Source organism: Oceanobacillus rekensis (genome assembly GCF_002153375.1).
GTDB lineage: Bacteria > Bacillota > Bacilli > Bacillales > Amphibacillaceae > Oceanobacillus > Oceanobacillus rekensis.
In genome coordinates, this window is the sequence record NZ_MTBQ01000004.1 from 125143 (window position 1) to 140045 (window position 14903).

A 14903-nucleotide genomic window follows, 5' to 3' on the forward strand; every position below is an offset into this window, starting at 1 on the left:
AACCACCGTCACTATCCCATAATGGAGAATACAAACATCTTTATATTGGAGATTATACTTATGCGACTTTGGCCCAAAAAGCTCATTTATAAAATTATCTTATCACTGGTTGCCACAGGGATTCTTTCTTTTGCTGTAATCTACTTAGCTGCATTTCTTATGGGACCACCTAAACTTGTTGGCGAGCAGGCGACGATTATCTATGATCAGCAAGGTGAAATTATTGGTGAGGAACGTGGCACCCATACGAAGCACTGGCTTTCATTAGATGAAATACCACCGATTGTCGCCGATGCGGCCATAGCGATAGAGGATCAGCATTTTTTTGATCATCATGGCTTTGATTACAAACGAATCGGCGCCGCTGTGCTTGAAAATATTACGAGCGCATCTTTAAAGGAAGGTGCAAGTACATTGACACAGCAATATGCTAGAAATTTATTTTTATCTCCAGAAAAAACTTGGACACGGAAGATGAAAGAAGCCTTTTATACGGTCCGACTGGAGATGTTTTATTCCAAAGAGGAAATTCTTGAAGGCTATTTAAATACAATTTACTACGGACATGGTGCCTATGGCATTGAATCAGCGAGTAACTACTTTTTCAATAAATCGGTCACAGATTTATCGTTGGCTGAAGTAGCAATGCTTACCGGGATTCCAAAAGGGCCTACCTATTATTCCCCATTAAATGATGAGGATAACGCAAAGGAACGGCAACAACTTATTTTACAAAATCTTGTCCAGAAAAAGATTATTTCAAAAAAAGAACAAACAGCTGCTTTACAAGTTGAGCTTACTTATTCAGTTACCCAGGAAAGCCCCGAGATAGCACCGTTTTTTCAGGATGTGGTATTACAGGAAGCTTCGAGTCTGCTAAAGCTTGATCCAAGTGACATAAAAACCGGGGGCTATCAAATCCACACCACCCTGAATCGTAACCTACAACAACAGCTAGAAGATAAAACAAGCGAAACTATTAATGATAAGAGCGAGATTGAAACCGCAGCAATTTCCATGGATCCACATACTGGAGCGGTTTTAGCGATGGTTGGCGGCAGAGATTATAGGCAAAGCACTTATAATCGGGCCATCGATGCAAAACGAATGCCTGGGTCCACCTTTAAGCCATTTTTGTATTATGCTGCATTACACCATGGCTACACGGCAAGTACTCAACTAATGAGCAAACCGACCACTTTTGAAATGGAAAACGGGGAAGTCTATCAGCCAAGTAATTTCAATGGCTATTATGCCAATGAACCGATCACCTTGGCACAGGCACTTGCTTTATCAGATAATATTTACGCTGTGAAAACAAATATGTATCTTGGAACAGAAAAATTAACCAAGACTGCAGAACAATTTGGATTAAATGGGGATTTCCCTGCCGTTCCTTCCCTCGCGCTTGGAACAGCATCTGTTTCGGTTGAGGCGATGACTGCTGCATATGGCATGTTAGCAAATGGGGGTAAGGAAGTCGATACCTATACGATTGGAAAAATTACTGACCGACATGGAAAAGACGTTTACGAAAGAGAACGGGATCGTTCCGAGCAAATACTCGATCCTAAAAAGACATTTATTTTAACCCATTTAATGACCGGAATGTTTGATAAAGAACTGAATGGCTATACCTCTGTAACAGGTTCTCGGATTGCAAGTAAACTGACAAAGCTTTATGCTGGAAAATCCGGTTCAACAAATTCCGACAGCTGGATGATCGGTTACAGCCCCTCCAACGTCACCGGAGTATGGACAGGATACGATGACAACCGCAACATGGAGGTTGTTTCCGAATCTGCCTATGCAAAAGAAATTTGGGCAACATTTATGGAAGCAGCACACGCGGGAGAACCCCAAGATGTATTTGCCATGCCTTCTGGTATTGTTGGCATTCCCATTGACCCAGCAACAGGCAAAATTGCCACTCCTGATTGCGGGAATAGCAGAGTGATGTATTACGAAAAAGGCACAGAACCACGGAGCTATTGTACCGATCATAATACTTTAGAGAAAGATATGGAGTATATTGAGGATACCGAGGAAAAAGGCGTTTTTGAACGATGGTTTGACGCGTTTTTCTAAAACCCCGTTGATTTAATGTTTGGCACTGCCGTTACTCGTCTAACGAAATGCATTGTGACTCCGCATTGCTCGTACCATCAAAATGCATTGTTGTAATTTATTCCATAAGATTTATATAATTCGTTGTAACTGTTGGTTGATTACCAAAGATGTGTGCCATTCCTTTATAATCATTGAAGCAGAGATGAATTGTGACTTGAAATAAGAAACTTCGGCGACCGCTCTGGGAAATACACTTGGCTTTTCCATGGGCGGCTGGTGAGCCCCTTCATGCTGTCGCATTTCAGGGTCTCACCTATGCCTCTCTTCCCATAGGAGTCTCCGTATATTTCCCAGAGCTGGTAAGAAAGTTGCTAACAATTGCAATACCTGCTAATAGCAAAGATAGCAACACACAACTTCACCAGTCCGGCATCGCTGTGGGCGGTGATTCCTGCTTAGAAAAGCACGTGTCCGAAGACCAGAAGTGTGATTTCTCTTCAGGGCTGAGGCCGTGCCCTAAGGTCCGCATCCGCCCACAGCGATGCCGGACGGCGGCAACGGCACTCATCTTTGGTAATCCTAAAGCAACAGTCTTTTCAGTGGGTTGAGCAGTGTAGTTTGCTAATTATTACCAACCTGCAGAGTAACAGTAATCGCATTCTACTAGGAAACCCTCCTTCTAAAAAAAGCAAAAAAATAGCCAACTTTCAGTATAAGTCCGTCTTATCTGATCGTTGGCTATTTTTTTGTCCTAGCAAACATGAGTTAGTCCATGTATCCATAGTTTACAAATTTTTGAAGAAAAGCACAAGAATTTCGGAAAAGATTCACTATTCGGTCACAAATTTGCCATTTTTTTAAGAACAATAAACGTGTCCATTTATAATAGATTAAACGTTTAGCGCATCTTTCAGTTCTTCGGTTGAGTTATTCCACATATCTTCATTAAAATCGATAAGGAAATCTTTCAATAGCTTTTTGGATTGTTCATCCATATGCTCCACAATAATTTTTCCCTTCAGTGACTTTTCCATATGTGTGACATGCTGCGCCATTGACTTATATGCTCGCTTAATTTCACGATCAATACGCATTTCACTGCCTGCAACTCCACCATAATATGGACCGTTCTCTCCACGCTCCACGTTTACCCAGACGATCCAGTACAATTTACCATTGGGCACTTCATTTTTATCTTGAATCCATTTCACACGACGTTCAACTTCACTGCGGGCATGCATGGCAGCCATATCGACATATGCTGTATTCTCATTTGGGTCGACAATGACCGATGACATGTTTTCCAGGCTGACTGTACCAGCGCCATAGCCACCATGACCATCGGTGGAGTCATCTTTAATAATCGTAAAGGTATTCTTCTTTTTATTTGAAGATTGATCTGAACTCATTGTAGAACCTCCTTCTATTTTTACTAACTAATGCGTGTTCAGAAAAGGAACCGTTTATTATTTAGTGTCTTGCCTGAACTCTCCTTATTATTTATTGTAGCATAGGTGATTCAGGCCTTTAAGCTATTTGCTTTACTGCTTTAACTTCGCAATAAAGGTAACAGCTTCGTCTATTTCTTTATCACTAAATTTTTGCTTTGGCTTTACCGTATGGACTTTTTCGATATTTTCTTGCAATGGCAGGTCATCGAAAAAGAACATCGTTGAAACAAGTTCCAGGAATCGCGAGCTCTTAGCCTGGAGCATGTCCACTTTCGAGGTCATATCCGGCATATCCAATGAGAATTGTTGCAGGAAATCTTCCCCGGCCGAAGTTATTTGATAATTATATTGATAATAATTACTTTTATCCTCTTTTTCCTCCAGTAAAAACCCAAGATTGCAAAGCTCTTCAACTCGCAGTGTCAGCTCTTCTGAATATGGACCATAGAAATGGAACTGGTATTTTTCTTCAAAAGGGAGATTGCATTTTTGCAAAATATAGATCATTTTCTGCAGCTTCTTACGTCCGGTTACCATATTGGTCACTGAAAAAAACTGCATTATTTTAGCATGATTATTCAACATCTTCTTTCGCTCCTTGCCCGTACAATATTTCTTTAATGCGTTTTTTAACTGCTTCATCTGTTAATTCATTCAACCTGTCTTTTGGAAAATATAGTTTATGGTCTGTTCTCTTTTTACCCGAAATAGCCTCAACAATATCCGAATGTCTGGAAAGTTCTTTTAAACTCTCGTCTGGCATTAATAGATTGATTGGTAAGCGCTCCTCCTCTTCACCTGGACGATAGAAATCATAGGGAAGATCTGAGGAAGAATCGACGACAAGATAATATTCCGGATCAATTCCGGCCTGTTGGAAAAGCTCATAAAGCTCCGCCCAATCATCCATTTGCAGATTCGGATTAAATTCAGCATATTTAAACAGGCGTCTATTCATAAATCGTTCACATAAATCACTTAGGATTTCATCATCTTCCTCTTGCCACAATTGGAAATAATAATGGACAATCATCTCATCCAACTTCAGATAATCAGAAAGATCGACTTCCCCTTCAAAAAAGGAAACAAAATGTGTTGGTTTCAGTTTAAACGTATAGTCTCTCATCTCGTATAGTACTTTTGCCCTATGGAGAATCTTGGATAGAATCACTTCCGCACTCCTTGTTACTGGGTGGAAATAAACCTGCCAGTACATTTGGTAGCGACTCATAATATAATCTTCAACGGCATGCATTCCGGTTGATTTAATGACGACCTGATCATCAATTGGCCGCATGACCCTCAAGATTCGTTCCATATCGAAATGACCATAGCTGACACCAGTAAAATATGCGTCACGCTGCAAATAATCCATTCGGTCTGCATCGATCTGGCTGGAAATTAAACTGACTACCAGCTTGTCTTCATAAGTTTTTGCTATTGTATCGGCAACCTTTTGGGAAAACCCTGGGCTGACGCGTTCAAGAATTTCATTTACTTTCGTGTTTCCAATTACAATTTGTTGGGTAAAATATTCATGATCCAGTTTGAATACTTTTTCAAAAGAATGGGAAAATGGTCCATGACCCAAATCATGCAGTAATGCTGCACAAAGACAAAGCAATCGTTCATCTTCATTCCAATGTTTTCGGTCATGGAAATTATTAATAATCCGGCGTACAATTTCATACACCCCAAGCGAGTGATTGAAACGACTGTGCTCAGCACCGTGGAAGGTCAGATTTGTTATACCAAGCTGCTTAATGCGGCGCAACCGCTGGAATTCAGGTGCTGCAATCAAATCCCATATCACTCGATCTCTCACATGTACATAACGGTGTACAGGGTCTTTAAATACCTTCTCTTCCGATAGTTTCTCATCTTTATATGCCATTTCATTTCCCCATCCGATCTTTTTCGACAATTTTAGTTTATTATATAATAGATCAACAAGGGTTTAAAGAGTAAGGAGGCAATTATGAAAAACTGGAAAGACATTATTAGTCATACGACCTTCCGATATATCGACCATTCTGAAGAAAGGAATTTCCATAAAAAATCCTATACAGCCCTGACATCATTTGCTGTCGATGATGCCTTAGCAATGTCTGTCAGCAATGGAGATTCCCCACCAGCAATACGACTTTGGGTACATCCACCAACAATTGTACTTGGTATTCCGGATGCCAGACTTCCCTTTTTGGAAGAAGGTGTAAACTATTTGACAGATCTTGACTACCATGTCGTTGTAAGAAACTCCGGTGGTCTTGCAGTTGCACTTGATCGTGGCGTTCTGAATCTCTCACTCGTTATTCCAGGTGTCCATCATCTCTCCATCCAGGACTGCTATGAAGCTATGGTAAGCTTTGTCCAATATATGCTGCGCGATCTGACAGATGAAATCGTTGCCTATGAGATTGTTGGTTCCTATTGTCCAGGTGATTATGACTTGAGCATTGGTGGCAAAAAGTTTGCAGGTATTTCCCAGCGGCGGGTGAAAGATGGTGCATCCATCCAAATCTATCTCGATGTAGAAGGAAACAGTAAGGAAAGGGCATCTGTCATTCGCCATTTTTATGAGCTTAGCAAAAAGAATGAAGCAACAAAATTTGATTACCCGACAATTGAACCCGCTGTGATGGCATCCCTCTCTGAATTGCTCGGTGTGCAACTGACTGTTGATGCGATGAAAGAAAGAGTCCTTGCCGCGCTCGTTGATTTTAGTGAGGAAATCGTTCGTACGGAGTTTTCCGATGCTGAACTTGCTGTATTTGAAAAAAGATATGTTCAGATGATAAAACGGAATGAGACGGTAGCATTGATGCAAAAGTGAGCGATTCGCGAAAATAAAGCTAAAAGCGCGGAATAACAGGAAAATTCGCGGATTAATTTCCTCATTCGCGGAATTATGATGCAAATCCGCGGATAAACTCACAATATTCGCGGAATCCCGTCCGCCGTCCGCCCACTTTACAAAAATAAAAGATCCTGCATCACATAAGATGCAGGATCTTCACTTGTTATTCAGCTACTGCCTGTGCAGCTGTAATCAATGCTAAATTATATACGTCTTCTGAGCTGCAGCCACGAGAAAGATCGTTAACAGGTTTGTTCAATCCCTGTAAAATTGGCCCAACTGCTTCAAATCCACCTAGACGTTGTGCAATTTTATAACCAATATTTCCTGCTTCGAGACTTGGGAAAACAAATACGTTCGCATCCCCTTTAATCTCAGAATCGGGAGATTTTTTCGCGGCAACACTAGGTACAAATGCAGCATCGAATTGGAATTCCCCATCAATAACTAGCGAAGAATCTTTTTCTTTTGCAATTTGCAATGCTTCTACAACTCTTTCCGTTTCTTCTGATTTCGCGGATCCCTTTGTAGAAAAACTTAGCATCGCTACACGTGGATCAACATCAAAGAGTTTGGCTGTCACTGCACTTTCAACAGCGATTTCTGCAAGATCTTGACTATCTGGCGCAATGTTAATTGCACAATCGGCAAAGACATACTTTTCATCACCACGTACCATCACAAATACGCCAGATGTTTTTTTGATACCTTCTTTTGTCTTAATGATCTGTAATGCTGGACGTACTGTGTCTGCAGTCGAGTGTGCCGCACCACTTACAAGTCCATCGGCTTTATTCATATATACGAGCATCGTCCCAAAATAGTTCTCATCAAGCAAGATTTTACGTGCATCTTCTTCTGTCGCTTTCCCTTTACGGCGCTCAACAAATGCTTGAACTATTGTCTCAAATTCTGCGTATTGATTTGGATCAAGAATCGTGCAGGAAGATATATTGACATCAATTTCTTCTGCCTTCTGATTTATACTATCTTCGTTTCCGATCAATACTGGTGTAACAACCCCTGCAGAAGCCAGCTGACTTGCTGCTGTCAGAATGCGCTCATCAAGACCTTCCGGAAAAACTATTTTCTTATTTGAAGACGATACTTTATCTGTTAACTGATCAAATAATGTGCTCACAAAAAAACCTCCATCTTAAAATTAAACATCTACATCCATCTCATCATAAATGATTTCTATTGATATTTAAAGAATTGCACGCTAGTATTTTACATATTTTGACAAAGATTCGACAAAGATATAAATACGAAAGACTTGCCACCCTTTCATATGATTAGAATACCCAAAATGTGCTATAGTAAAAACATACAAGTTATTTTTCTATATGGGCGGTTGTTCAAAATATCACGATAGCAAATTTAACCCCACGTTTTGAACATATCGTCTAATTGAAGGAGTGAATGAATATGGCTGAAGCAGTAGTTACAATGGATGGTTGGTCCGCATTGCATGATACCCGTACATTTGACTGGACCTCATGGAAAATGATATCCGAAGAGGAAAGAGTTACAGCAGTAAAAGAATTCAAAGAACTGATTTCAAAGTGGGAAGCAGTTGAAGAAGCAAAAGAAGGCAGCCACGCTTTATATAAAGTTATTGGCAACAAAGCAGATATCATGTTTATCTTCTTGCGTTCAACGATGGAAGAATTGGAAGAAATTAAAACGGAAATCAATAAAACAAAAATTGGTGATTTTCTAATTCCGGGATATTCTTATGTATCCATTATTGAAATGACGATGCATAACCCGATGGATGAAGGTAAAGACCGTGAATTATCTCCCTACGTAAAAGATCGTTTAAAGCCTATTATGCCGAAGTGGGAACATGCTTGTTTCTATCCAATGGCACGCCGTCGCTGGTCGGATGCTAACTGGTTTGAGATTGATAGGGAAGAAAGAACAAAATTACTTTATGAGCATGGCCTTACAGGTAGAAAATATGCTGGCAAAATAAAAGAAATCATTACCGGCTCCATTGGGCTGGACGAATGGGAATGGGGCGTTACCCTCTTTGCCCATGATGCATTACAATTCAAAAAAATTGTTTATGAAATGCGTTTCGATGAAGTAACAACAAAATATGGCGAATTTGGTGATTTCATCGTAGGAAACCACCTTCCTAAAGAAGACGTGGACAAGTACTTCGCTTTATAATAACTATTTAAAAAGACTTTCTCTCATTCGTGAGAGAAAGTCTTTTTTTATTGTCATCAATTTCAGTTTATAGACATACAATTATTTAGTGAGTTCAAGCCTAAGGAACAGACAGAAATGAGGAATGATATCAACGGCTATTGTTGCAAATACAGAAGCTCCTGAGGTGGATTTCCTTGCAAGACTACTGCGTCTCGAGGCTAAAGGAGATGGTGAACTGGGTATGCTCGTGGTCGGAAACAAAACAAAAGCGGAGCGGGCTTGCCCTGGGACGGAGGGCATAGATAAGGGACCGGAGAGAACATGGTTTTCGTGCTCGGAGTGTCCATTATCTATGCCCCGTAGTCCCTAGCCCGCGCAGCTAGCCGAACAAAAGCGGAGCGGGCTTGCCCAGGGACGGTGGGCATAGATAAGGGGCCGGAGAGCATATGGTTTGGATGTTCAATACCCATGGGAGAGTACCTATCCTTCTCTCCTAAAAAAACACATATAATCATTAACAGGAGGTTTTATAATGAGTGAGAATCAAGGTAACATTAATCCACAATATCAGCAACAGAGTCAAGGTGGCCCGTACTACTATTATCCGACAACATCTCCAGCATATTACCCGATGTACCAACCGAGGCAATTTCCAGTTCCACAACAGCAACAGCAAGGCCAGCTGCAAGCCCAACAGGCACAGCAACAAACATCAGATATCCCAGGCATGCTTCCTTTGCAGCAGTCATACATTGAAAACATTTTACGTTTAAACCGTGGTAAACTTGCTACTTTTTATTTAACATTTGAGAATAACCCAGAATGGAGTGCAAAAACGTTCACAGGAGTTATTGAAGCCGCTGGAAGAGACCATATTATTTTAAGTGAGCCGGAAACTGGAAGAAGAGTTCTTTTACTGATGATTTACTTGGACTATGTCATCTTCAACGAAGAAATCAATTATGAATATCCATATGGCCAACAGCAGCAACAGATGGCTACCTTTCAACCAAGATAAAGGCAAAAGCTTAAAGCTAGGTTAGCGAAGTATGGGACGTAACGGTTTCTGTCTATGAGTTAATTTATGTCAAATCTTTATATTTTCGTAATGGACTTATAAATAAAGGATGACTCCGAACAGATCGGGTCATCCTTTATTACAATTGCTTCACCAAAAGAGAGGCGATTATCTATGAGACACCCCTACAGAAAATTAATTCAAATGGAGCTTATTTCACTGTTATTTGCAATGCTGATCGGATTCTCTGCACTAATTGCCGGTTATATTATCATTATATTTCTATCGATTTACCTTGTCGTTCTGAGTTTGTTTTGTGATGCCATGCTCTTATTATATACTCGTCATCCAGCTGAAGCCGGAAAACAAGCAATACGCGGTATTATGTTGCTTTTGTTTACTACTTATTTCATCTTTCGATTATAGAGGTTGTTCAAAAATTCCGGTGAAAATGACCCTTCCGAATTTCTTCGTCCTTTTTATCCTCCTATTTGAACAACAATTATAAAGTGATAGCTTACAAGATTCATTATACATTTCTCATAACTGCAATACCGACCATTACCCAACCTATTAGAAATGCCACCCCACCGATTGGTGTAATCATAGCAAACGTTTTAATAGATGTTAATGCGTAGGTATAAAGGCTGCCGGAAAATAAAACAATCCCCGCCATGAACATCCAGCCTCCGGTTGTTAGGAGGCCTTCACCTTGGAACCTTGCTAGTAACAATCCAGTAACGAGAAGGGCCATCGTGTGAAACATCTGATAGGTAACAGCCTTTTCCCATGTACCAATCGCTTTTTCTGTAATTCGCCCTTCCAATCCATGTGCACCAAATGCACCGAGTGCCACGGCCAAAAATCCATTAATAACACCAAAAATTAAAAATAGTTTCATTGCTATGTACCTCTTTCCCTATTAAAAATCAAAAATCGATTTCCCATTCGCTTCTTCATGATCAATGATTGGCTTTGTTTCTGATTTTCCCTGCATTTGTTTGCTCGTAGACTGTTCGCCAATCATCGCTTTCATTTCCTCTTTTGATAATTCAGCTTTGTTCACTGTCTGTTGATCTTCCTCTAAAAATAGATCGCTTAATAGTCGAACATTCGCTATATGTGCTACCATTTTTTCATGAGAATGTTGACTCTCTTTCGCCTCGTATAATTCATGTATCATCTTTTTTATAATCGTATCATTTGTTATTGCCACAGTATCGCTCCTTGCTAATCCAATACCATTATTATAGCATGATTAGATTCAGATTTATAGAAAGGAGAGTAATAAGGAGTTTTCCCGAATCGAAGCTAAAGATGGGAATCGTACACCTGTTAAGACAATAAAAAAAGCCCTCTAAATAGAAGAGCTTACAGTTATGAGTTCACTATACCTAAATTATATTCTCTTTGTTTGACCTCAGTTTCTAGCTGTTCTTTCGTGTAGCGTTCGTACAACGTTTGCAAAAATGATATTTCTTCCTCTTGCAAATTCCTACCAAGCCTCACTGTCATACTGTTACAAATATGAAAAAAGCTTTTCATCCCGCCATCACTCCTTTAGATGTGCAACTGAAGTTTATGTGAACATTATAACGGTTACATCTTTAGGAAGCAATACTTATTTTTAAATTTACTGAATTGACTGATTTGTATTGTCGCCAAACAAAAGAAAAGTGAACCCGAAATATGCAGGTCCACTCTCCATTAATTTAACTGATCGTTTTTTTCTGCAAGTTTTTCTTCTAATTCCGTAAGGCGAGCTCTTAATTCATTAATATCTTCTTTTGTCGCAAGTCCATACTCTGTTGCCTTCTTACTCATTTGTTCATAATTCTTGGTGCTCCATTCTTCCTTCTTCATGCCACCTTTATCAATGAAATTCTGCATCATCGTTTTGGCCTGTTCCTGGGTCAATTCATTTTTATCGACGAGTTCTTTTAGTTTTTGACTTAATTTCTCCTTACCGCTTACCGCGGCACCTAGACCAAGTAAGAAGCCTTTTTTAAGATAATCACTCATTTTCGAACACTCCCTTATTTTCTGGATCGAATCATCCTATAGTGGTTTATGAATACCAAGTTCAGTAGGAATAAAAATATCCCTGCAAGCACAAGCCCAATCACAGCCATACCATTTGTTTCGATACTGAATCCCCATATGGTGGTAGCCGCTCCTGTTAATATCATCATAAAGGAAAGTACCTCAACTAGTAAATAAAATTGGTGTTTCATCTGGACATGATGCTTCTCTTTATCCCATTTCCTATCCTTTACCCCATTTTCAAGGAAATTTAACAATGCTCTCGGATAAGCTTCTATTGGTTCAGTCAGATTCTTGACGTATTGTCTGGTTACGGATTCGACAATACTTCTTCTGCCAAACCATTTTTTTATTTTTGGTATTGCCCATTTTTTAACATCCATTTCTGGATAAATAGTGAATAAAATTCCGACTACAATAGATACTGCTCGTAATAAATAGGCATAATTTGCAGGTAATTGTATTGGCTGGTCTTTGACAATCAAACTGATATCTTCATTTAATTGACTCATTACCTTTGAATCAATATTTTTAAGTGAACCGTCTGAATACATATCAACCGTTTCTTTAATTACCTTTTTCAACTTTTTCCTATCTGCATTTGGTAAAATAAAATTCATCTTGTCGAGTGCGGACAATACGATATCATAATTATCAATTATAAATCCCTGGACAAGTAATTTGAATTGTTCCGTATCCTCTTTTTTAATTTCACCGACCATGCCAAAATCAATAATCGCAATCGTCCCGTCTTTTTTTATAAGGATATTACCTGCATGTGGATCAGCATGGAATTTCCCAGGGTTGAGGAACTGGTCAATATAATGATCAAATAAATTCTTCGTTGTTTTCTCTATATTTATATGATGCTGTTGCATAAATAATGTATCTGTTATTTTCGCACCGTCCACCCATTCCATCACAAGCACTTTCTCTGTACAGAGATGATTATAATAGGTTGGAATATGGATATCCTCGTTATCCTTGTAACGATCACTGAAATATTCTCCAAACTCCAATTCCTGCTCATAATCCAGCTCACGGTTCATGACATGGACGAGTTCTTTATAAAGTGAATTGAGATCCGCCTTTTTGCCAAACGCTGTAAATACTTTTAGAATCCAGAAAACAATTCGTAATGCGATGAAATCTTTATGAAAAACCTCTTCAATCCGGTGCCGTCTGACCTTGATTGCAACCGGGGTACCATCTTTAAGTGTTCCCCGATATACATCTCCGATCGATGCAGACGCGATAGCCGAATCCCCTATGTCAGCAAGAGGCTCATAAATAGTGGTGCCCCACTCTTTTTCTATGGATGAAAGAGCTGTTTCATATGGCATTGGTGGGACACGGTCCACCAAGCCATCAAGCTCTTTGATAAATACTTCTGGTAAAAAGTCTGTTCTCGTACTTAAAAACTGACCAAGCTTGATGAGAACACCACCAAGTCTTTCCGCCTTCTTTCGATATTCAACTGCCATATGATAAAGCATATTATCCCATTTTTGGACCGTTTTCCTATCCCAAATCTTATTATTAAAATTAAAGTAATAAATCTTTATAATGAACTTTACAGCTAACCATATAATGATAGTACTGCGATAAAGAATATTGTACTTAAATAACTTTCTCACTTGCAACACCCCATTATACTATACCCTAAAGAGTCGTTTCCTAACACGCGAGACGTCCTCTGTTAAGAATATTTTTAGATGGATGTGTATATTTTTACCATTCCTATAGTATTGTATAAATTTACATTATATTGTATAATTATTCATGTGGGATTATCCCCTATAAATTTCTTACGTAGTAAATTATTTTTGGAGGTTATGATGAAAACATATAGTTTAATAGATCACTTAAAAGTTATTATACCATCACTAGTCGGCGTCTTCTTGTTTATGCTACCTATTAATACTGAAGACGGAATGACGATTCCTATAGCCCTTTTGGCAAATTGGGTTCAAGGATTACTTGCAGACCAATTATCTGCCATTATGATGGTTATTATTGTTATTACAGCAGTCATGACGTTAATTGCTAAGGTTGCTGGGAAGAAAGCATTTGCTGGAACACCATTTTTCCAGGGACTATTTTATACGAGTCATTTTTGGACGGCAACACGGACGATTGCAGCCGTTTTTGCGGTAATGGTTTATTTCCAACTTGGACCAGTTGCAGTCTATGGAGAAAATACAGGTGGCATGTTATTAGACAGTTTACTTCATGTACTATTTGCAGTCTTTTTATTTGCAGGTCTATTTTTACCATTGCTCATGAACTTTGGTTTACTGGAATTATTCGGTACGTTAATGACTAAAGTGATGCGACCATTATTCCGGCTTCCGGGGAGGTCTTCAGTAGATGCCCTTGCATCCTGGGTTGGTGATGGCACAATAGGTGTCTTGCTTACAAGTAAACAGTATGAAGACGGCCATTATACAAAACGGGAAGCTGCAGTAATCGGTACTACTTTTTCCATTGTATCCATTACGTTCTCTCTCGTTGTCTTGACAGAGATGGACCTTGCATATATGTTTGTTCCTTTCTATTTGACGGTTGCGATTGCCGGATTTATAGCCGCCTTAATCATGCCACGTATCCCACCATTATCCAGAAAAGCGGATACGTTTGTGTCAGAAACATCAGATGGTATCGACGAAGCAATCCCATCTGGATATAATGTGTTTACATTTGGTTATAAACAAGCATTGGATCGTGCAAAAAAAGAAACAAGTGTCTATAAATTTTTTAAAGAAGGCGGACAAAATATTCTCGACATGTGGATGGGTGTTGCCCCTGTCGTTATGGCATTTGGTCTGATTGCACTCATTATTGCAGAATATACTCCTGTCTTTCAATGGCTCGGTACACCGTTCATTCCGTTTTTAGAGCTTATGCAGGTTCCATATGCGAAAGAGGCTTCAGAAACAATTCTGATTGGCTTTGCAGATATGTTTCTTCCGGCAATCATTGGTTCATCCATTGAAGCAGATATTACCCGTTTTATCATTGCAGCACTTTCTGTGACACAGTTAATCTATATGTCTGAGGTTGGTGGATTACTGTTAGGGTCCAAGGTACCGGTATCGTTCAAGGATCTCATTATCATTTTCCTTTTACGTACTATTATTACCTTGCCGATCATTATCGTGATTGCACATATATTGTTTTAATATCTAAATTAAATAGTATAGTAACGAAAACAGGCGATCCTCAAATGAAGGATCGCCTGTTTTTCTATATTTAAAATAGGGGGTAATTGATTCTATGTCACAACTTCCAAAATGATTCGCTT

Annotated in this window: 14 protein-coding genes; 6 read left to right on the top strand and 8 right to left on the bottom strand. The window is 39.3% G+C overall.

Going from position 1 to position 14903, the window contains the following annotated elements:
• Window positions 1-60: 60 nt before the first annotated feature.
• The gene (locus BV906_RS11420; protein WP_087973665.1) at window positions 61-2088 is read left to right on the top strand and encodes a transglycosylase domain-containing protein; all 2028 of its coding nucleotides are present in this window, start codon (window positions 61-63) and stop codon (window positions 2086-2088) included.
• A gap of 872 nt (window positions 2089-2960) precedes the next feature.
• Here the strand turns inward: BV906_RS11420 and BV906_RS11430 are convergent.
• The 3 genes from BV906_RS11430 to BV906_RS11440 form a co-directional block, all read right to left on the bottom strand.
• Window positions 2961-3479 carry a YwhD family protein gene (locus BV906_RS11430; protein ID WP_087973667.1) on the bottom strand — a complete coding sequence of 173 codons (519 nt, stop codon included), beginning with the start codon at window positions 3477-3479 and terminating at the stop codon, window positions 2961-2963.
• 132 nt (window positions 3480-3611) lie between these two features.
• Window positions 3612-4106 carry a YwgA family protein gene (locus tag BV906_RS11435; RefSeq protein ID WP_087973668.1) on the bottom strand — a complete coding sequence of 165 codons (495 nt, stop codon included), beginning with the start codon at window positions 4104-4106 and terminating at the stop codon, window positions 3612-3614.
• Window positions 4096-5415 carry an HD domain-containing protein gene (locus BV906_RS11440; protein ID WP_087973669.1) on the bottom strand — a complete coding sequence of 440 codons (1320 nt, stop codon included), beginning with the start codon at window positions 5413-5415 and terminating at the stop codon, window positions 4096-4098. Before BV906_RS11440 ends, BV906_RS11435 begins: the two co-directional genes overlap by 11 nt.
• Before the next feature lie 84 nt (window positions 5416-5499).
• On the opposite strand from BV906_RS11440, the gene BV906_RS11445 reads away from it, so the two are divergent.
• Window positions 5500-6354, top strand: a complete 855-nt coding sequence (locus BV906_RS11445; RefSeq protein ID WP_087973670.1) for a lipoate--protein ligase family protein — start codon at window positions 5500-5502, stop codon at window positions 6352-6354.
• Between the two features lie 187 nt (window positions 6355-6541).
• On the opposite strand, the gene pta is transcribed toward BV906_RS11445, so the two are convergent.
• A complete protein-coding gene (pta, locus tag BV906_RS11450; RefSeq protein WP_087973671.1) occupies window positions 6542-7519 on the bottom strand; it encodes a phosphate acetyltransferase in 978 nt (325 codons plus the stop codon).
• 287 nt (window positions 7520-7806) lie between these two features.
• On the opposite strand from pta, the gene hemQ reads away from it, so the two are divergent.
• From hemQ to BV906_RS11470, 3 genes are all read left to right on the top strand, one after another.
• The gene (hemQ, locus tag BV906_RS11455; protein WP_087973672.1) at window positions 7807-8556 is read left to right on the top strand and encodes a hydrogen peroxide-dependent heme synthase; all 750 of its coding nucleotides are present in this window, start codon (window positions 7807-7809) and stop codon (window positions 8554-8556) included.
• A 514-nt stretch (window positions 8557-9070) separates the two neighbouring features.
• Window positions 9071-9556: a spore coat protein GerQ gene (gene gerQ, locus BV906_RS11465; RefSeq protein ID WP_087973674.1), complete on the top strand. Its 486-nt coding sequence runs from the start codon at window positions 9071-9073 to the stop codon at window positions 9554-9556.
• Window positions 9557-9730: 174 nt separating this feature from the next.
• A complete protein-coding gene (locus BV906_RS11470) occupies window positions 9731-9982 on the top strand; it encodes a hypothetical protein (RefSeq protein ID WP_087973675.1) in 252 nt (83 codons plus the stop codon).
• A gap of 103 nt (window positions 9983-10085) precedes the next feature.
• Here the strand turns inward: BV906_RS11470 and BV906_RS11475 are convergent, their stop codons facing one another.
• The 4 genes from BV906_RS11475 to BV906_RS11490 all read right to left on the bottom strand — a co-directional run bounded on the left by BV906_RS11475 (window position 10086) and on the right by BV906_RS11490 (window position 13236).
• Window positions 10086-10457, bottom strand: a complete 372-nt coding sequence (locus BV906_RS11475) for a DUF423 domain-containing protein (protein ID WP_087973676.1) — start codon at window positions 10455-10457, stop codon at window positions 10086-10088.
• 21 nt (window positions 10458-10478) lie between these two features.
• Entirely contained in the window at window positions 10479-10772 is a 294-nt protein-coding gene (locus BV906_RS11480) for a YwdI family protein (protein WP_087973677.1), read from the bottom strand.
• 491 nt (window positions 10773-11263) lie between these two features.
• Window positions 11264-11578 carry a phasin family protein gene (locus tag BV906_RS11485; RefSeq protein ID WP_087973678.1) on the bottom strand — a complete coding sequence of 105 codons (315 nt, stop codon included), beginning with the start codon at window positions 11576-11578 and terminating at the stop codon, window positions 11264-11266.
• A 14-nt stretch (window positions 11579-11592) separates the two neighbouring features.
• Window positions 11593-13236: an ABC1 kinase family protein gene (locus tag BV906_RS11490; RefSeq protein WP_087973679.1), complete on the bottom strand. Its 1644-nt coding sequence runs from the start codon at window positions 13234-13236 to the stop codon at window positions 11593-11595.
• 201 nt (window positions 13237-13437) lie between these two features.
• On the opposite strand from BV906_RS11490, the gene BV906_RS11495 reads away from it, so the two are divergent.
• Window positions 13438-14781, top strand: coding sequence for a YjiH family protein (locus BV906_RS11495; RefSeq protein ID WP_087973680.1), 1344 nt, complete (start codon window positions 13438-13440; stop codon window positions 14779-14781).
• Window positions 14782-14903: the final 122 nt, after the last annotated feature.